This is a genomic window from Vicinamibacterales bacterium (genome assembly GCA_035699745.1).
Lineage (GTDB): Bacteria > Acidobacteriota > Vicinamibacteria > Vicinamibacterales > 2-12-FULL-66-21 > JAICSD01.
This window is the reverse complement of sequence record DASSPH010000047.1, coordinates 76,896-95,415: the sequence shown is the minus strand read 5'-3', so window position 1 is coordinate 95,415 and position 18,520 is coordinate 76,896. Positions and strand designations below refer to the sequence as shown.

The window sequence follows — 18,520 nt, the reverse complement described above, 5'->3', positions numbered from 1 at the left end:
CGGAACAGACATGCGACTCGACATTTACGTGAACTACCGCGGGCGCTGCGAAGAGGCCTTTCAGTTCTACGAACGGCATCTTGGCGGACGCATCACCGGCATGGTGCGGCACGCCGAACAGCCCAATCCCAACATTCCGGAGGCGTGGAGCGGCAAGATCCTCCACGCCCGCATTGCGATCGGCAATGCCGTGCTGATGGGGGCGGACGTGCCGAACGCGGAGCCGATGCGCAGCGCCTACCTCACGCTGACGCTCGACGGCGAGGCCGAGGCCGAACGGATCTATGCTCTGCTCACGGACGGAGGAGAGATCTTCATGAAGCTGGAGAAGACGCCCTTCGCGAACCGCTTCGCCATGTTCCGCGATCGCTTCGGCACCTCGTGGATGCTGCTGCAGCAACCGGCCGCGGCATGAATCCCGCGCGCCTGGTCGTCCTCGTCCTGCTGGTGCTGAACGGCGATTACGCGCTGGCAGTGTCGCGGAGGCGGTGATGACGGACGACGAGTTCCGTGTCATCGCGCTCGGATTGACGGGGGCGTCCGAAGGGGCCCACATGGGCCACCCGGATTTCCGCGCCGACGGCCGCATCTTCGCAAGCCTGCGCGGCGACGGACAGCGCGGCATGGTCAAGCTGACGCCCGATCAGCAGGCGGACTTCGTGCGCCGCAGCCCGGGCGCGTTCACGCCGGAGAGCGGCGCGTGGGGACGCCAGGGCTGCACGGCGGTCTGGCTGGCGCGTGCGGACGAAGAGGCCGTCGGCGAGGCGCTGACGCTGGCGCGGCGCAACACCGCCGAACGGGCGGGGCCGATCGCGAAACGCGCCGCGACGCCCGCTCCGGGGTTTGCGCCGGCGGTGGTCGCGGCGATCGCTGCCGCGAAAATTCTCGGCGTCCGCGCCGGCGCCAACTCGACCCACCGGTTCATCGGCGTGTGGCCGGTCGTGATCGGCGGCCGGGTGTATGCGCGGTCGTGGTCGCTCAAGCCGGCCGGCTGGTATCGCACGTTCCTCGAGGATCCGCTCGGCGCGATCCAAGTCGGGCGGCGGACCATTCGCGTGCGCGCGCGTCCGGTGCGGTCGGCGCGGATCAGGGACGCCGTCGAGCGCGCCTACGCCGCGAAGTATCCGACGCAGGGCTCGCGCAAGTACGTGCGCGGCTTCCGGTCGAAGCGGCGGCGCGAAGCCACCGTCGAGTTCCTGCCGCGCGCCGCAGCGCGCTGAGCCGATTGACAGCACCGACCATGGACTACACGACCTTGACGCTGGCCGAGGTACGCGCCCATCTCGACGAGATCGCGCGGGACGCGCAGCAGACCTTCGGCCACCTGAACGCGCGGCAGCTCAACTGGCGGCCCGATGAAACGCGCTGGGGCGTTGCGCAATGCTTCGAGCACCTGCTCACGACGAACCGGATGATGCTCGACGCGGCCCGCGCGGCCCTCGACCCGGCCGCGCCGCGCACGATCTGGCAGCGGCTTCCGGTCCTCCCCGGGATGTTCGGGCGCCTGATGATCCGTTCGCTGACGCCCACCGCGACGCGTAAGCTGACGGCGCCGGGGGCGGCGCGTCCCGCCGCCAGCCACGTCGCCGACGACGTGGTTCGAAGGTTTGCCGATCAGCAGCGCGAGGCGGCGGCGTGGATCGGCGGCCTGGAGGCGGCGCGCGCCGCGCGGACGATCATGGCGTCGCCGTTCCTGCGCGTCATCACCTACAGCGTGCTGGACGCGTGCCGCCTGATCGCGGCGCACGATCGGCGGCACCTGGAGCAGGCGCGCCGGGTCATGCAGATGCCGGCGTTCCCCGCGCCTGGCGGCTCCGCGTGATTCGAGCGCGTCAGCGCCTGCGTCCGACGATCAGCATCGCGATGCCGCCCACGATCGCCGCGGCGCCGAGAACCGGCGGCAGCGGGATCGTCTCGCGCCGTTCGGCGGTCGCTTCGATCGGTCCGATGTCGAGCACCTTTTCTTCGCGCGTGTAGCTGATCCCGCCATAAGCCAGGGCGAGGACCCCGAGCACGATCAGGACGATGGCCGCGATCTTCATGCGGAATGGTAACCGATGAGCGAGCGGGCGGTCCGGGCGTCGAAGACCGGCGCGATCGACGCCGTCCGGAGTCTCGACGTCGAGGCCGCGTCGCCCGATGTCGCGGCTGGCGACAGGCGCGATACGCGGTGCCTGGCCGCGCTACGATGATCGCAATGACCGAACCCGAAGTGTGGCTCCGCGGTCCGATCGACGGCGTGCCGGCGCACCTCCAGCCGGTCGCGCACGGTCTGCTGCAGTGCCGCGAAGAGCTCGAGCGGCTGCTCGCGGGGATGCCGGCGTCGCGCCTCTGGCGATCGGACGGCGGCGCCGCCTCGATCGGCTTTCACGTCCGTCATGCGATCGGCAGCCTGGATCGCCTGTTCACCTACGCGCGCGGCGCGATGCTGTCCGACGCGCAGCGTCAGGTGCTCGCGCAGGAATCACAGCCGGACCCCGGCCTCGCCGCCGACGATCTGCTCGCCGCGTTCGAGGCGGCGGTGACCCGCGCCATCGATCAATTGCGCGAGACCAGCGAAGCGACGCTGACGGATCGCCGGCTGGTCGGGCGCGCGCAGATGCCGTCCACGGTCATCGGCCTGTTGTTCCACGCCGCCGAGCACACCCAGCGCCACGTCGGCCAGGCGGTGACGACCGCCCGGTTCGTCGCGGCAGCCGAAGGCACCGTGCCGTAAAGAAGGCGCTGAAGCGCACCCCGACCCCAGCCCTGACGCCCCGCGCGCCGCGCCCCGCGCCCCGCACCGCGCACTGCGCCCCGCGCCCCGCGCCCTGCGCACCCCGCACCGCGCACCGCGCCCCGCGCACCCCGCACTGCGCACCCCGCACTGCGCACCCCGCACTGCGCACCCCGCACTGCGCACTGCGCACCCCGCACTGCGCACCCCGCACCGCGCACCGCGCACCGCGCACCGCGCACCCCGCACCGCGCACTGCGCACTGCGCACCGCGCACCGACTATACTGCTCCCGTGCCCGTCCCCCCTGACGGCGTCCCGCGACGGCGGCTGCGTCTGTGGCCGGGTGTGCTCCTGGCCGTTCTCCTCCTCGCCCTGAAAGTTGTCGCGCCGCTGGTGGCCCCGCAGGCCACGCCGCTCGGCGTACTCGCCGGCCCGCTGCTCGGCCTGCTCATCGGCGTCTGGTGGGCCTTCTTCAGCCGCGCCCCTCGCGCGGAGCGCTTCGGCGCGATCGTCTTGATCGCCGCGGCGATGCTCGTCGCCTCACGGTTCCTCCACGTCTCGATCGCGACCGGGATGATGGGATACATGTTCCTCGTCTTCGCGATGCCGGTGCTGGCGCTGGCGCTCGTCGCATGGGCGCTGGCGACCGAGCGATGGAGCGAGCGCCCGCGCTGGATCGCGCTGGTTCTCATCGTGCTGATCGCCTCGGGCGCGTGGACGCTGCTGAGGACCGGCGGCTTTTCCGGCTACGTCGACCACGATTTCGCCTGGCGCTGGACGCAGACCGCGGAAGAGCGCCTGCTCGCGCAGGCGAACGACGAGCCGCCGCCGGCACCGGCTGCTGCTGCTGCTGCTGCCGGCTCCCAGGGGCCGGCGGCCGCCTCCCAGCTTCCGGCTGGCAGCGGCGAGCGGCAAGCGGCAAGCAGCGAGCCGCAAGCGCCAAGCGGCGAGCGGGAAGCCGCAAGCGGCGAAGCTGCGGGCGGCACGCGGGAAGCTGTTAGCGGAACGCCGGTGGCCGGCGTGCTCCTGTGGCCAGGGTTCCGCGGTCCCTCGCGAGACGGCGTCGTGCACGGCGCGGCGATTCGCACCGACTGGAGCGCGGCGCCGCCCGTCGAGATGTGGCGGCGCCCGGTTGGTCCGGGCTGGTCCTCGTTCGCCGTGCTCGGCGATTTGATCTACACGCAGGAGCAGCGCGGCGAGGACGAAGTCGTCTCGGCCTACAGCCTGACGACGGGGAAGCCGGTGTGGCGGCATCACGACAAGGCCCGCTTCTGGGAATCGAACGGCGGGCCGGGTCCGCGGGCGACGCCGGCGATCGCCGACGGGCGGGTCTACACGCTGGGCGCGACCGGTCTCGTGAACGCGCTCGACGCGCGGACCGGCGCCCGGCTCTGGTCGCAGGATGCGGCGAAAGACACCGGCGCCCGGCGGCCCGAGTGGGGATTCGCGGGGTCGCCGCTCGTCGTGGATGGTCTCGTCGTCGTCGCGGCGAGCGGCGTGCTGGCGGCATACGACGCGCGGACCGGAGCCCGCCGCTGGATCGGACCGGAAGGCAGCGAAGGCTACAGCTCCCCGCAGCTCGCGACGATCGACGGCGTCAAGCAGGTGCTGCTGATGAGCGGCACCGGACTCGCCAGCGTGTCGCTGGCTGACGGCGCCCCGCTGTGGCGCCACGAGTGGAAAGGGTTTCCGATCGTGCAGCCGGCGCTGACCCCGGACGGCGGCGTGCTCATCGTGGCGAACGAAATGAGCGGCACCCGGCGCCTCGCGGTGAAGCACAGCGCCGGCACCTGGGCCGCGGAGGAGCGCTGGACCTCGAACGGGCTGAAGCCCTGGTTCAACGACTTCGTCGTGCACAAGGGGCACGCGTTCGGGTTCGACGGAACGATCCTGGCGTGCATCGATCTGGCCGACGGCACCCGCAAATGGAAGGGAGGGCGTTACGGTGGCGGACAGCTCGTGCTGCTGCCGGACCAGGACGCCCTGCTGGTGATCTCCGAGCAGGGAGAGCTCGCGCTGGTGAGCGCGAGCCCGGACGGGTTCAGGGAGGTCGCGCGCGCGGCGGCCATCGAAGGGAAGACGTGGAACCACCCGGTCATCGCCGGCAACGTCCTGCTCGTGCGCAACGGCGAACAGATGGCCGCATTCCGCCTGGCGTCGCGCTAGTCACGCCGCAGATCCGCGGCGGGTCGCGGCTGGACGTGGATGCCGCATTCGAGCTTCCGTCCGCCCCATCGTCCCGATCGGTCGTTCGAGGGATCGAGCGGCAGCGACGTGCACGGCTCGCAGCCGATGCTGGTGAAGCCGAGATCGTAGAGCGGGAGCAACCGGATGCCGTGCGCCTTCGCGTAACGCCAGACGTCCGCCTTCGTCCACGCGGCCAGCGGACTGACTTTCCGCAGCACGAGGCCGTCCGGCAGGGTGAACCCGGCGATCTCTCTGAGCTGCGCGCGCGACGGGGACTGGTCGCGGCGCAGCCCGGTGAACCACGTGTCGTGCCGCCGGAGCGCCGCGAAGAGCGGCGCCGCCTTGTGCCGCGCGCAGCAGGCCTCGGTGCTCTCGCGCCACAGACCCGGCGCCGGTTCCTGCGCGCGCAGCGTCACGACATTCAGATCCCACCGCGCGGCCAGCTCGTCACGATATTGAATCGTCTCGGCGAAGTGGTGCACGGTGTCGAGAAAGAGCACCGGGATGCCCGGACTGATCTGCTGCAGCAGGTGCAGCAGCACGACGCCTTCGGCCTGAAAGCTCGACGTGACGCAGGGCGCCGCCGCGCGGTCGATTTCGTCGGCGATGAGCGAGACGGTCTGGTCGATGACGGAAACGTCGAAAACGTTGGACGACATGCGCTTCTCCCTGGAAACAATCGAATCGCCACGGCAGGACGTCCGGCGATCTGCGGGAGAAGCGTAAAGAGCTATGCGTGGGAAAGGCCTCTCACCTGACGACCGCCGGCACCGTACACGAGCAGCGACACGCCTGCCCGGTGATGCGCGACGGACAACAGGTGAAAGTCGTCATGCGGATATCTGCGACGAGCCTATCACAATGCCGCACCGACATTTTTGTCGTGCTCGCGGACGACATGAACATTTGTGTTCCTTCGCGGCGGATCCGGCCGCGCGCCGGGCAGCCCGTCGAAACTCGCCGGCCCTGAAACCGACATGAATGTCGGTCCGGTCACGGACGATCGACGAACTTGTCGGTTGCCTCCGCGCGATCGCTGAGGTTTTTCGCGATCCCGCCGGATCCCGCCTTGCTCCTCCCCCGCGCAGACGGCAATTTTCCCGGAGGGAGTGTTCCGATGAACCAGGCTGATACCGCATGGATGCTCGTGTCGACCGCGCTGGTGCTGTTGATGACGCCCGCGCTCGCGTTCTTTTACGGCGGCCTCGTCCGCTCGAAGAACGCGTTGAACACGATGATGATGAGTTTCGTGGCGCTCGGGTTCGTCGGCGTCGGGTGGGCGATCGCCGGATACTCGCTCGCGTTCGCGCCGGGCACGGCGCTGCTGGGCGATCTGTCCCGCGTCGGCCTGCGCGGCGTCGGCCTCGAACCGAACGGCACGATCCCGCATCTGCTCTTCATGTGTTACCAGGGCACGTTCTGCATCATCACCGCCGCCCTCATCTCCGGCGCGATCGTCGAGCGCATGCGCTTTCCGGCGTATCTCGCCTTCATCAGCCTGTGGGCGCTCGTCGTCTACGCGCCGATCGCCCACTGGGTCTGGGGCGGCGGCTGGCTGTCGAAGATGGGGGCGCTCGACTTCGCCGGCGGCACCGTGGTGCACGTCAACGCCGGCGCCGCGGCGCTGGTCGCCGCGCTGGTGATCGGCAAACGTCAGGACTATCCCTCCTCGTCGCTGCTCCCGCACAACGTGCCGTTCACGCTGCTCGGCGCCGGGCTGCTGTGGTTCGGGTGGTTCGGCTTCAACGCCGGCAGCGCGCTGAGCGCGAACGGCATCTCCGCCCTCGCCTTCACGACGACGATGCTGGCGCCGGCGGGCACGCTCGTCGCGTGGACCTTCCTCGACATCGCCCGGTCCGGTAAGCCGACCGCGGTCGGCTCCGCCACCGCCATCGTCGTCGGCCTCGTCGCCGTGACCCCGGCGGCCGGCTTCGTGGGGCCGATGAGCGCGATTGCACTCGGCGCGATCGCCGCCGTGCCGAGCTACTTCGCGCTGGTGCTGCGCGCGAGGAGCTCGCTCGACGATTCGCTCGACGTCGTCGCCGCGCACGGCGTCGGCGGCACGGTCGGCGCGCTGCTGACCGGCGTGTTCGCGAACAAGGCGCTGAACGGCCTGGCCGACGGCGCGCTGTTCGGCAATCCCTGGCAGCTCGTCGTTCAGCTGACCGCGATTGCCGCGACGATGGCCTACAGCGGCGTCATGAGCTTCGTCCTGTTGAAGGCCATCGGCGCCGTCGCGGCGCTCCGCGCGCCCGCGGCCGACGAGAGCGTCGGTCTCGACGTCAGCCAGCACGGCGAAGAAGCGTACGTGCACGCCGAGGGTGCGGCGGCACTGTCGGCGGTCGAGGCCGACGCCGCGCCGATCCTCTCACCGCGCCCCATTCTCGAGCCGCTGCAGGGCAAGAGCTAGCCAGAAGGAGATTCGTGATGCGCACCGCAATGAGAACCCTGGTCGTCGTGTGTCTTGCGGGCGGGCTGGCGGCGGCCCCGGTCTCCGCACAGTCCCCGCCCCCCGTCGAGACGTCGGCGGCCGCGGCCGCGCCGGCGGCGGCGCCGCCGCCGCCGCCCGAGTCGCCGTCGGACGTCGCCGCCTTCTTCAAGGGCACCGAGATTGGCGGCCTGCTGGACGCCCATTTCAGCTGGTACACCACCAAGCCGGAGGGGGACGCATCGTTCCGCAACTTCGATACGCGCCACAATCAGTTCCGCGTGAGCATGGCGCAGCTCTGGATCGCGAAGGCGCCGGCCGCGGATTCGCGCGCCGGCTTCAAGGTGAAGCTGAGCGTCGGGCCCGCCACCACCATCGTGCAGAGCCTCGAGCCCGGATCGTCGCCGGCGGTGCTGCAGAACATCGAGGAGGGCTTTGTCAGCTATCTCGCGCCGATCGGCAAGGGCCTGCAGTTCGACGTCGGCAAGTTCGTCACCCAGCACGGAGCCGAGGTGATCGAATCCAAGGACAACTGGAACTATTCGCGCTCGATGCTGTTCGCGCTGGCGATCCCCTACTACCACTCCGGGGTGCGGGCCACCTATTCGCCGCACGCCAAGGTCACGGTCATGGGCACGATCGTCAACGGCTGGAACAACGTCGTCGAGAACAACGGCGCCAAGACCTTCGGCGCGCAGGTCGCCTACAAGCCCACCGCCGCCCTGTCGCTGGTGCAGAACTACATGACCGGGCCGGAGCAGAGCGGCAACAACGAGAACTGGCGGCAGCTCTCGGACACGACGGCCACGCTGACCGTCAACCCGAAGCTGAGTCTGATGGTCAACTACGACTACGGCGCCGACGTCGTCGACGGCGTGAGAACGCACTGGCAGGGGGTCGCCGGTTACGCGCGGATTCAGCCGAACAAGTGGGTCGCGTTCTCCCCCCGGTTCGAGTGGTATGACGACGCGCAGGGGTTCACGACCGGCACGGTCCAGACGCTGCGGGAAGTCACCGGCACGTTCGAAGTGAAGCCGACCGACTCGTTCATCTGGCGCTTCGAATACCGCACCGATCTGTCGGACACCGCGGTCTTCAAGAGCTCGGGCGGCGGGCTGAAAAAGAAGCAGACGTCGGTCGGCATGGGCGTAATCTATTCCTTTGCCTACAAAGGTTGACGACGCTCTCCGCGGTTCCAGGCTTGGGCAATGACGAGGCGCGGCGCCGCGTCGGCCGGGAGATCCTCGAAGGCCGCACCGGCGTCGCGGCCCTGGATCGCTACACCGAGTACGTGGACGCCGAACTGCGCCGGCTGCATGGCGGGGCCGGCGCGCCGCCCGGCGGCGTCGCGCTGATCGCGCTGGGCGGATACGGCCGGCGGCACCTCTGTCCCTACTCGGACATCGACGTGCTCGTGCTCTTCGACGGCGAGCCCGACGAGCCGTACCTGCGGCGCGTCCTGCATCCGCTGTGGGACGCCGGCTTCGTCGTCGGGCACCAGATCCGCGAGGCGGGCGATCTGGTGCAGCTCGAGGCCGACAATCCCGAGTTCCTCCTGGCGCTGTGCGACGCGCGTCTGGTCGCCGGCGACGCCGCGCTGTTCGCGCGCATGCGCGAGTCGTTCGCCGTTCCCTCGACGTATGCGTGCGTGCTCGAGTCGCTGCAGGCGCTGATCGACGCGCGGTATGCGCAGTTCGGCGGCACGCTCTATCAGCTGGAGCCGGACGTCAAGGATGCGCCCGGCGGACTGAGAGACATCGCCGCGGCGCGGACGATCGCCGCGATCACCGACCCGGCGCTGCTGCAGCGCGGCGAAGAGGCCGTGCGGCTGGCGGAGGCCGAGGAGCTGCTGCTGACGATGCGCGCGCTGCTGCACCTCGAACGGCGGCGCAACGACAACGTGCTCGCGCACGAGCTCCAGGAGCGGCTCGCCGAGCGCCTGAACTACCCGGGCAAGGGCCCGCGGCAGCGCGTCGAGGCGCTGATGGCGGACTATTTCAGCCGGGCGCGGGCGGTGGCCCGCATCCTCGATCGGCTCCGCCGGACGGCGCCCGCGGCCGTGGGGCTCAACCTCGGACGCACGCGCGACGGCGTCCGCTTCATCGATCGTGACCGCGCCATCGCGGAGCCGGAGACCTGGCTGGCGGCCTTTCAAGCCGCGCTCGACGGGGACGCGGCCGTCTCGGATCAGGCGCTGGACCTGATCCGCCAGCACGCGCCGCGTTTTCGCGGCGCCGACTTCCTGCCGTCGGCGGGCCATCGCGCCGCGCTGCTGCGGTTCCTCGAGCCGCGGCCGGGACTGTACGCGCGCCTCTCCGAGATGCACGACTGCGGCCTGCTCGGCCGGCTGATTCCGCCGTTCCGCGCCATCGCCTCGCGCGTGGTCCGCGACTTCTACCACAAGTACACGGTCGACGAGCACACGCTGCAGACGGTGAGGAATCTCGAACGGCTGTCGCAGAGGCCGCGTTTCGCGTCGCTGCTGGGCGAGGTCGACGCCCCGGAGCTGCTCGTGCTCGCGCTGCTGCTGCACGACGTCGGTAAGAGCGGCGACGGCGATCACGCCCAGCGCAGCGCGGCGATGGCCGAGGAGGTGCTCGACATGCTGCAGCTGGTCGAGCCGGCCCGCGAAGCAGTCCTGTTCCTCATTCAGCACCATCTGCGCATGTCGCAGGTGGCGTTCCGCCGCGACACCGAGGATCCGGAAGTCGTGCGCGAGTTCGCCGCGCTGGTCGGCACCGAACAGCGGCTGCGGCTGCTGTGCCTGATGACGCTCGCCGACGTCGAGGCGGTGAGCCCCGACACGCTGACCAAATGGAAGGAAGAGCTGCTCTGGCGGCTGTACGTGGACACGTACAACCACCTGACGACGCAGTACGGCGACGAGCTGATCGAACGCTCGCAGTCGGCCGCCAGGGAGTACGTGGCGAAGCGCCCCCCCGACCTCGATGCCGCGGAGGTCGCCGCCTTTCTCGAGGGGCTGCCGCGCCGCTACCTCCAGGTGGTGGACCGACGGACCGTCTATCACCACGTCCGGCTCGCCCGCGACATCCGCCCCGACGAGGTCCATCTGCGGATCGAGCCGGTCGAGGGGGCGTGGGAACTGACCGTCGTCACGCTCGACAAGCCGATGCTCTTTGCGAACATCTGCGGCGTCCTGTCGTCGTTCGGCATGGACATCCTGCGGGGGCACGCGATGACGAACCCGAACGGGCTGGTGCTCGACATCTTCCAGTTCGTCGACGCCGAGCGGTTCCTGGCCTTGAATCGCGGCGCCGCGGACGCCGTCATGCACGCCATCGAGGAGGTCGTCGCCGGCCGCTCGACGGCGGCAGACCGGCTGCGCGGCCGTGAAGCGGGGCTGCGCCGACGGCCGGTGTCGCGCATCACGCCGATCGTGCGCGTCGACGGAGAGGCCTCGCGCAAGTACACCGTCGTCGATATCATCGCTCCCGACGAACTCGGCCTGCTGTACCGGATCAGCCGGGCGATCTCGGAGCTGGGCTGCCAGATCGATCTCGTGCTGATCGGCACCGAAGGGGACAAGGCGATCGACGTGTTTCACCTGACGAAGTCCGGCGCGAAGCTGTCGGCCGACGATCAGCAGGCGCTCACCGCGCACCTGCAACAGTTGCTGGAGGCACAGGCATGAAGTTGTTGAAGGCCATCATCCGCCCCAACAAGGTGGATGAGGTGAAGGACGCGCTCGCCAAACTGAACATCTCCGGCATGACCGTGACGGAGGTGCGCGGCCACGGCAAGCAGAAAGGGCACACCGCGGTCTATCGCGGCAAGGAGTACAACGTCAGCCTGCTGCCGAAGATGCAGATCGAAGTCGTGGTGGCGAACACGGCTGCCGACGACGCCATCCGCGCGATCGTGGAGGCGGCGCGAACCGGGGAGATCGGCGACGGCCGGGTCTTCGTGCTGCCGGTCGAGGGCTCGTATCGTATCCGTACGGGAGAGAGGGAGGTCTAGGGACCCATTCGCTGCGCGCATGGAGGAAATCAGATCATTCTATTTTGCTAATTCGAGAAGGGATGCGATAACCACGCCATGTGTGGTGTGGGCTTCGTCGTCGATATAGCTGGCCGGCGATCTCACGGCGTGATCGCGCGCGGCCTCGAAGTGCTCATCAACCTGCAGCACCGCGGCGCCTGCGGCTGCGAGTCGAACACGGGGGACGGCGCCGGCATCATGATCCAGATGCCGGACCGATTCCTGCGGCGGGAAGCGAACGGCTTCGGCGTCACGCTCCCGGCGCCGGGACGGTACGCCGCCGGCACCGTGTTCCTGCCGACCGACCATAGCGAACGGCACCGGCTGCAGCATCTGATCGCCAGCATCGTGAGCGAGGAGGGGCAGGCCCTGCTCGGCTGGCGGCACGTTCCGGTCGAGGATGGACATCTCGGTCCCTCGGCCGCCGCGGCGCGGCCGGTCATCCAGCAGGTTTTCGTCGGCGCATCGGACGCGGTCGTCCACTCGCTGCCGATCGATCCGATGGCGTTCGAGCGGAAGCTCTACGTCATCCGCAAGCGGATCGAGCACGCCTCCGATGCGGTCTACATCGCCAGCCTGTCGTCGCGCACCATCGTCTACAAGGGGATGCTGACCGCCGGCCAGATCCTGCCGACGTTCCCGGATCTGTCCGACCCCGCGATGGAGTCGGCGCTCGCGCTGGTGCACCAGCGCTTCAGTACGAACACGTTCCCGTCGTGGCCGCTCGCGCATCCCTACCGCTTCATCGCGCACAACGGCGAGATCAACACCCTCCGCGGCAACATCAACTGGATGCGGGCCCGCGAAGGGCTGCTGCAATCGCCGCTGTTCGGCGACGACCTGCGCAAGCTCCTGCCGATCATCCGCGAGGGGGGCAGCGACACCGCGACCTTCGACAACGTGCTCGAGCTGCTGGTCATGGCAGGGCGCTCGCTGCCGCACGCGCTGCTCATGATGATTCCCGAGCCGTGGGCCGGCCACGAAGCGATGGACCCGGCGGTCAAGGCGTTCTACGAGTACCACTCGGCGCTGATGGAGCCGTGGGACGGCCCCGCCGCGATCGCGTTCACCGACGGCCGGCTGATCGGCGCGGTGCTCGATCGCAACGGCCTGCGTCCGCTTCGTTACTGCGTCACCCGCGACGGCCTGGTGCTGATGGCCTCGGAGACGGGCGTCCTGGATCTTCCGGCGGACGCGATTGTCTCGAAGGAGCGTCTTCAGCCGGGCCGGATGTTCCTGGTCGACACCGAACAGGGGCGGATCGTCCCCGACGAGGAGATCAAGCGGGAGCTGGCGGCGGCGCACCCCTACGCCGAGTGGCTGCGCGGCAATCTCGTAGCCGTCGACGAGCTGCCGCCGCCGCCGTACCTCCCGCTCATCGCGCACGAGACGGTGATGCAGCGGCAGCGCATGTTCGGCTACACCGACGAGGACCTGCGCCTGCTGCTGACCCCGATGGCGACGTCAGGCGAGGAGCCGATCGGCTCGATGGGTACGGATGCGGCGCTGGCGGTCCTTTCCGACCGGCCGCGCCTCCTCTACGACTATTTCAAGCAGACGTTCGCGCAGGTCACCAATCCGCCGCTCGACGCGATCCGCGAAGAGCTGGTCACGATGATGCACTCGACGGTGGGGCCGGAAGGGAACCTGCTCGACCCGCGGCCCGAGTCGTGCCGCCAGATCGGCATCGAGCACCCGGTCATCGACAACGAGCAGCTCGGGCGGCTGCGGCACGTCTACCTGCCGGCCTTCCGATCGACGACCATTCAGACGCTGTTCGATCCGGCGCGGCGCGGCGCGGGACTGGAGCGGGCCCTCGAAGAGGTCAAGCAGCGGGCGAGCGACGCGGTGGAGGCCGGCTATTCGATTCTGATCCTGTCGGATCGCGGCGCCGATCGGCATCTGGCGCCGATTCCCAGCCTGCTGGCGACGGCGGCGGTCCATCACCATCTGGTCCGCAAGGGGACGCGCACGCGCTGCGGCCTCGTCGTCGAATCGGGCGACGCGCGCGAGGTGCACCATTGCGCGCTGCTGCTCGGCTACGGCGCCGGCGTCGTCAATCCCTACCTGGCGTTCGAGTCGATCGCCGACCTGATCCAGGAAGGCCACCTGCCGGGCCTGACCTATGAGAAGGCGGTGGAGAACTACATCCACGCGCTGAACAAGGGAATCCTCAAGGTCATGTCGAAGATGGGGATCTCGACGCTGCAGAGCTACTGCGGGGCGCAGATCTTCGAGGCCATCGGCATCGACAACCGCGTCGTCTCGAAGCACTTCACCGGCACCTCGTCGCGGATCGGCGGCATCGGCATCGACGAGATCGCGCTGGAAACGACCGAACGCCACCGGCGCGCGTTCGGCGCCCGCGGCCAGGCCGCGGGGCCCGCGGTCGGCGGCGAGTATCAGTGGCGGCGGGGCGCCGAATACCATCTGTTCACGCCGGAAACGGTGTTCAAGCTGCAGCACTCCACGCGCACCGGCCAGTACGCGATCTTCAAGGAGTACACGCGGCTGGTCGACGATCAGAGCACGCGCCTCGGAACGCTGCGCGGCCTGCTCGATCTGCAGCCCGTCTCGACGCCGGTGCCGCTCGAGGAAGTCGAGCCGGTGGACGAGATCGTCAAGCGGTTCGCCACGGGTGCGATGTCGTACGGCTCGATCAGCGAGGAAGCGCACACCACGCTGGCGATCGCCATGAACCGTCTCGGCGCGAAGTCGAACACCGGCGAGGGCGGCGAGGATCCGGCCCGATACCGGCGGGACGCCAACGGCGACTGGCGCCGCAGCGCGGTGAAGCAGGTCGCGTCGGGCCGCTTCGGCGTGACCAGCGAATACCTGGTCAACGCGGAAGAGCTGCAGATCAAGATGGCGCAGGGCGCCAAGCCCGGCGAAGGCGGGCAGCTTCCCGGCGCGAAGGTGTACCCATGGATCGCCAAGGTGCGCTACGCCACGCCGGGCGTGGGGTTGATCTCCCCGCCGCCGCATCACGACATCTACTCGATCGAAGATCTGGCGCAGCTGATTTTCGACCTGAAGAACGCCAACCCGCAGGCGCGCGTGTCGGTGAAGCTGGTGTCCGTGGCCGGCGTCGGCACGATCGCCGCCGGCGTCGCCAAGGCGCACGCGGACGTCGTCCTCATCTCGGGCCACGACGGCGGCACCGGCGCGGCGCCGCTGACCAGCATCAAGCATGCGGGCATTCCCTGGGAGCTGGGCCTCGCCGAGACGCAGCAGGTCCTGCGGCTCAACGGCCTTCGCAGCCGCATCGTCGTGCAGACCGACGGTCAGCTGAAGACCGGGCGCGACGTGGTCGTCGCCGCGCTGCTCGGCGCCGAGGAGTTCGGCTTCGCGACCGCGCCGCTGGTCGTGTCGGGCTGCGTCATGATGCGCGTCTGCCATCTCAACACCTGCCCGGTCGGCATTGCGACGCAGGATCCCGTCCTGCGCCAGCGCTTCACCGGCGAGCCTGAATTCGTCGTCAACTTCTTCCGCTTCGTCGCGCAGGAAGTCCGCGAGTACATGTCGACGCTCGGCTTCCGCACGATGGACGAGATGATCGGCATGGCGAGCCGGCTGCAGATGCGTCCGGCCATCGATCACTGGAAGGCGCGCGGCCTCGACTACGGCGGGATGCTCAAGGAAGTCTACGCCCGCGGCCCGCGCCGCCGCGTCGAAGCGCAGGATCACCGCCTCGAGGCGGTGTTCGACCGCGAGCTGATCGACGCCTGCCGCGACGCGATCGTCCATCGCCAGCCGGTCGCGATCACCCGGCCCGTCCGCAATGTCGATCGATCGGTCGGGACGATGCTCGGGTCCGAAGTGACGCGGATGTGGGGCGGCGACGGGCTGCCGGACGGGACGATTCGCATCACCTGCACCGGGTCCGCCGGGCAGAGTTTCGGAGCGTTCGTGCCGCGGGGCATCACGCTGCGCCTCGAGGGAGACGCCAACGACTACGTCGGCAAGGGGCTGTCGGGGGGCCGGCTGGTCGTCGTCCCGCCCGAGGGTGCGCGCTTCGCCGCCGAGGACAACGTCATCGTCGGCAATGTCGCGCTCTACGGCGCGACCGGCGGCGAAGCCTTCCTGCGCGGAATCGCCGGCGAGCGGTTCGCCGTCCGGAACAGCGGCGCGACCGCCGTGGTCGAGGGCGTCGGCGATCACGGCTGCGAATACATGACCGGCGGACGCGTCGCCATCCTGGGCCGCACCGGACGCAACTTCGCGGCGGGCATGAGCGGCGGCATCGCCTACGTGCTCGACACCGCCGGCGAATTCGCCTCTCGCTGCAATCCCTCGCTGGTCGACCTCGATCCTCTCCTGCTGGACGACGCCGTCGAGCTGCGGACGATGCTGCAGCGGCACCTGCATTTCACCGGCAGCGCCGTCGCCGGCGCGCTGCTCGCCAACTGGGTGGCGGCCACGAAGTCGTTCGTCAAGGTCATGCCGCGCGACTACAAGCGCGTGCTGCGCTCGGCCGCGACCGCGGACGCGATCGACATGAAAGCGCAGGTGGTCAATGGGTAAGCCGACCGCGTTCCTCGAGATCGGCCGCCAGAAGACCCCCGCGCGGCCGGTGCTCGAGCGGGTGCGTGACTGGCGCGAGGTCTACCTGCAGCACGAGGCGCCGGTGCTGCGCGATCAGGCGTCGCGCTGCATGGACTGCGGCATCCCGTTCTGCCACCAGGGTTGTCCGCTCGGCAACCTGATCCCGAGCTGGAACGACCTGGTCTACCGCGACCGCTGGCGCGCGGCGATCGATCGGCTTCACGCGACCAACAACTTCCCCGAGATGACGGGGCGGCTGTGTCCGGCCCCCTGCGAGTCGTCGTGCGTGCTCGGGATCAACGACGCGCCGGTGACGATCAAGGGCACGGAGGCGGCGATCGCCGAGCGCGCCTTCGAAGAGGGATGGGTCACCGCGCGGCCGCCGGCGCACCGCACCGGACATCATGTCGCGGTGATCGGCTCCGGTCCGGCCGGACTGGCGGCCGCGGATCAATTGAACCGCGCCGGGCATACCGTCACCGTGTTCGAGCGCGCCGATCGGATCGGCGGGCTGCTGCGCTACGGGATCCCCGAGTTCAAGCTCGAGAAACGCGTCCTCGATCGCCGGCTGGCGTTGATGCGGACCGAGGGGATCGTATTTCGAGCCGGCTGCCACGTCGGCATCGACGTCTCCGCCGACGATCTGCTGTCGGATTTCGACGCCGTGGTCCTCGCCGGTGGCGCGACGGCGCCGCGCGATCTGCAGGTCCCCGGCCGCGATCTGCAGGGGATCCACTTCGCGATGGAGTACCTCACGGCGCAGAACCGCCGCTGTGAAGGGGACGAGCTGTCGGCCGCGGAGACGATTTCCGCCGCCGGCAAGCAGGTTGTGATCATCGGCGGCGGGGATACCGGTGCGGACTGCCTCGGCACGGCGATCCGGCAGGGTGCGGCCGCCGTCCGCCAGCTCGAGCTTCTCCCGCGGCCGCCGGACAGCCGCGCGGCCGGCAACCCCTGGCCGGAATGGCCGCAGATCTTCCGGATCTCGAGCGCGCACGAAGAAGGCGGCGAGCGCCTGTTCGCGGTCTCGACCGAGCGGTTCACCGGCGACCGCGAGGGGCGCGTCACCGGATTGCGCGCCGTCAGCGTCGAACGGCGCGTCGCCGACGGACGCACCGTGTTCGAGCCGATCGCCGGCTCGCAGATCGAGCTGCCCGCCGATCTCGTTCTGCTGGCGATGGGGTTCACCGGCCCGGAACGCGGCGGTGTCCTGCAGCAGCTGGGCGTCCGGATGACCGAGCGCGGCACCGTCTGGCGCGACGAGAACTGGACGACCAGCGTCCCGCGCGTGTTCGCCGCCGGCGACATGCAGCGCGGCCAGTCGCTGGTCGTCTGGGCGATCGCCGATGGACGCAGCTGCGCGCGCGCCGTCGACCACTACCTGATGGGCGAGTCGGAGCTGCCGGATCCCGTCAGCCGGCGGGAGAGCTGATGCAGAAACAACCCGACGTCCGTCACCAGGCCGATCGTCTGTGACGAGCCGCGATCGGCCAGCTTCGTCACCACCGCCGGGTTGATGTCGACGCACACGACCGGGACCCACGCCGGCAGCATGTTTCCGACGCCGATGCCATGAAGCATTGTCGACAGCACGAGCGCCATCCCGACGTCCCGCAGCGCCTCCGCGTAGCGATCCTGCGCCTCGACGATGTCCGTGATCGTGTCGGGGATCGGTCCGTCGTCGCGCACGCTGCCGGCGAGGATGTACGGGACGCGCGCGCGGATGCACTCGAACATCACGCCGCCGGTCAGCACGCCCGCGGCGACCGCCGCTTCGAGACCGCCGGCGCGCGTGATGGCGTTGATCGCCCGCATGTGGTGGCGATGGCCTCCGGACACCGGCGCGCCGGCTTCCAGATCGACGCCCAGGGAGGTGCCGAACAGCGCCAGCTCGGCGTCATGGACGGCGAGCGCGTTCCCCGCCAGCAGGACGTCGACGAATCCGGCCCGGATCAACCTGCCGAGGTACGCCGCTCCTCCGGTGTGCACCACGACCGGCCCGGCGATGAACGCAATCCGCCGTCCGGCGGCTTTCGCCTCGCGCATCATCGCTGCGATCCGTTCGACGCTGACTTCGACGCGCCGCTCGGACGACACGTCGTTGGCCATGAAGGCGAAGTCGGCGCGATCGCGATCGCGGAACTCCGGCGTCACGCGGATGCCCTCGCGGCCGCAGACGACGCGGTCGCCCGTCCTGAGGTCGCGCAGCTTGCGGCACACGGCGCGTTCGCCGTCGACGATGACGGCGGCGTCCATGCGCTGCTGCTCGACCTGGACCCAGCGGCCGCCGACGCGCACCTGGGTCCGCTGGTTGGTCGTGGAATAGAAGTCGTCGGGGGCGCAGCGATCGCGATCCGCCGGGCGGACCAGCGCGTCGTGCTCGGCCGGCGCGTGGCAGCCGAGCGGGATCAAGGCGTCCAGCAGCTCGGCCAGCGAGGTCTGATCCGGCGCCGAGACCCGCATCGTCAGCCGCGAGAACTCGTCGTTGGTGCGGCCGATGTCGAACGACTGGACCTCGAAGGTGCCGCCGCGGTTGATGACCGTGTCGAAGATCGCGGTGAGCAGCTGCGAATCGATGAGATGTCCTTCGGCGGCGATCACCGCGGACGCGGCGGATGGATATGGCACGACGTCCGCGATTAT

The 18,520-nt window shown here is 69.7% G+C and carries 14 protein-coding genes; 11 read left to right on the top strand and 3 right to left on the bottom strand.

Going from position 1 to position 18,520, the window contains the following annotated elements:
* The first annotated feature begins 10 nt into the window (after nucleotides 1–10).
* The 3 genes from VFK57_10245 (at nucleotide 11) to VFK57_10235 (ending at nucleotide 1,822) form a co-directional block, all read left to right on the top strand.
* Nucleotides 11–415 carry a VOC family protein gene (locus tag VFK57_10245; protein HET7696077.1) on the top strand — a complete coding sequence of 135 codons (405 nt, stop codon included), beginning with the start codon at nucleotides 11–13 and terminating at the stop codon, nucleotides 413–415.
* A 76-nt stretch (nucleotides 416–491) separates the two neighbouring features.
* A complete protein-coding gene (locus tag VFK57_10240) occupies nucleotides 492–1,220 on the top strand; it encodes a DUF2255 family protein (protein HET7696076.1) in 729 nt (242 codons plus the stop codon).
* 20 nt (nucleotides 1,221–1,240) lie between these two features.
* On the top strand, nucleotides 1,241–1,822 hold the full coding sequence (locus VFK57_10235) for a DinB family protein (protein HET7696075.1): 582 nt from the start codon (nucleotides 1,241–1,243) through the stop codon (nucleotides 1,820–1,822).
* A 10-nt stretch (nucleotides 1,823–1,832) separates the two neighbouring features.
* Here VFK57_10235 and VFK57_10230 read toward each other — a convergent pair whose 3' ends face one another.
* Nucleotides 1,833–2,042, bottom strand: coding sequence for a hypothetical protein (locus tag VFK57_10230; GenBank protein HET7696074.1), 210 nt, complete (start codon nucleotides 2,040–2,042; stop codon nucleotides 1,833–1,835).
* Nucleotides 2,043–2,197: 155 nt separating this feature from the next.
* Here VFK57_10230 and VFK57_10225 point away from each other — a divergent pair, with 155 nt between their 5' ends.
* Together VFK57_10225 and VFK57_10220 are read left to right on the top strand one after the other, a co-directional pair.
* Complete coding sequence (locus tag VFK57_10225; protein ID HET7696073.1) at nucleotides 2,198–2,716, top strand: DinB family protein; 519 nt, start codon at nucleotides 2,198–2,200, stop codon at nucleotides 2,714–2,716.
* A 293-nt stretch (nucleotides 2,717–3,009) separates the two neighbouring features.
* Complete coding sequence (locus VFK57_10220; GenBank protein ID HET7696072.1) at nucleotides 3,010–4,884, top strand: PQQ-binding-like beta-propeller repeat protein; 1,875 nt, start codon at nucleotides 3,010–3,012, stop codon at nucleotides 4,882–4,884.
* Here the strand turns inward: VFK57_10220 and VFK57_10215 are convergent.
* Nucleotides 4,881–5,564, bottom strand: coding sequence for a phosphoadenylyl-sulfate reductase (locus VFK57_10215; GenBank protein ID HET7696071.1), 684 nt, complete (start codon nucleotides 5,562–5,564; stop codon nucleotides 4,881–4,883). The genes VFK57_10220 and VFK57_10215 overlap by 4 nt on opposite strands.
* Before the next feature lie 458 nt (nucleotides 5,565–6,022).
* On the opposite strand from VFK57_10215, the gene VFK57_10210 reads away from it, so the two are divergent.
* From VFK57_10210 to VFK57_10185, 6 genes are all read left to right on the top strand, one after another.
* A complete protein-coding gene (locus VFK57_10210) occupies nucleotides 6,023–7,315 on the top strand; it encodes an ammonium transporter (protein HET7696070.1) in 1,293 nt (430 codons plus the stop codon).
* Nucleotides 7,316–7,344: 29 nt separating this feature from the next.
* Complete coding sequence (locus VFK57_10205; GenBank protein HET7696069.1) at nucleotides 7,345–8,511, top strand: porin; 1,167 nt, start codon at nucleotides 7,345–7,347, stop codon at nucleotides 8,509–8,511.
* A 23-nt stretch (nucleotides 8,512–8,534) separates the two neighbouring features.
* Nucleotides 8,535–10,985: an HD domain-containing protein gene (locus tag VFK57_10200; protein HET7696068.1), complete on the top strand. Its 2,451-nt coding sequence runs from the start codon at nucleotides 8,535–8,537 to the stop codon at nucleotides 10,983–10,985.
* Nucleotides 10,982–11,311: a P-II family nitrogen regulator gene (locus tag VFK57_10195; GenBank protein HET7696067.1), complete on the top strand. Its 330-nt coding sequence runs from the start codon at nucleotides 10,982–10,984 to the stop codon at nucleotides 11,309–11,311. Before VFK57_10200 ends, VFK57_10195 begins: the two co-directional genes overlap by 4 nt.
* A 78-nt stretch (nucleotides 11,312–11,389) precedes the next feature.
* Nucleotides 11,390–15,856 (top strand): glutamate synthase large subunit, encoded by a 4,467-nt coding sequence (gene gltB, locus VFK57_10190; protein ID HET7696066.1) that lies wholly within the window; start codon nucleotides 11,390–11,392, stop codon nucleotides 15,854–15,856.
* Nucleotides 15,849–17,309 carry a glutamate synthase subunit beta gene (locus tag VFK57_10185; GenBank protein HET7696065.1) on the top strand — a complete coding sequence of 487 codons (1,461 nt, stop codon included), beginning with the start codon at nucleotides 15,849–15,851 and terminating at the stop codon, nucleotides 17,307–17,309. The genes gltB and VFK57_10185 overlap by 8 nt, the downstream gene beginning before the upstream one ends.
* Here VFK57_10185 and VFK57_10180 read toward each other — a convergent pair.
* Nucleotides 17,255–18,505 carry a TIGR00300 family protein gene (locus tag VFK57_10180; protein HET7696064.1) on the bottom strand — a complete coding sequence of 417 codons (1,251 nt, stop codon included), beginning with the start codon at nucleotides 18,503–18,505 and terminating at the stop codon, nucleotides 17,255–17,257. The two genes, VFK57_10185 and VFK57_10180, sit on opposite strands and share 55 nt — an antisense overlap.
* Nucleotides 18,506–18,520: the final 15 nt, after the last annotated feature.

Excerpts from the sequence above, each read along its gene's own strand:
- gltB (HET7696066.1), top strand. The coding sequence starts at position 11,390 with ATGTGTGGTGTGGGCTTCGTCGTCGATATAGCTGGCCGGCGATCTCAC.
- VFK57_10225 (HET7696073.1), top strand. The coding sequence starts at position 2,198 with ATGACCGAACCCGAAGTGTGGCTCCGCGGTCCGATCGACGGCGTGCCG.
- VFK57_10185 (HET7696065.1), top strand. The coding sequence starts at position 15,849 with ATGGGTAAGCCGACCGCGTTCCTCGAGATCGGCCGCCAGAAGACCCCC.
- VFK57_10245 (HET7696077.1), top strand. The coding sequence starts at position 11 with ATGCGACTCGACATTTACGTGAACTACCGCGGGCGCTGCGAAGAGGCC.
- VFK57_10240 (HET7696076.1), top strand. The coding sequence starts at position 492 with ATGACGGACGACGAGTTCCGTGTCATCGCGCTCGGATTGACGGGGGCG.
- VFK57_10235 (HET7696075.1), top strand. The coding sequence starts at position 1,241 with ATGGACTACACGACCTTGACGCTGGCCGAGGTACGCGCCCATCTCGAC.
- VFK57_10230 (HET7696074.1), bottom strand. The coding sequence starts at position 2,042 with ATGAAGATCGCGGCCATCGTCCTGATCGTGCTCGGGGTCCTCGCCCTG.
- VFK57_10195 (HET7696067.1), top strand. The coding sequence starts at position 10,982 with ATGAAGTTGTTGAAGGCCATCATCCGCCCCAACAAGGTGGATGAGGTG.
- VFK57_10205 (HET7696069.1), top strand. The coding sequence starts at position 7,345 with ATGAGAACCCTGGTCGTCGTGTGTCTTGCGGGCGGGCTGGCGGCGGCC.
- VFK57_10210 (HET7696070.1), top strand. The coding sequence starts at position 6,023 with ATGAACCAGGCTGATACCGCATGGATGCTCGTGTCGACCGCGCTGGTG.
- VFK57_10215 (HET7696071.1), bottom strand. The coding sequence starts at position 5,564 with ATGTCGTCCAACGTTTTCGACGTTTCCGTCATCGACCAGACCGTCTCG.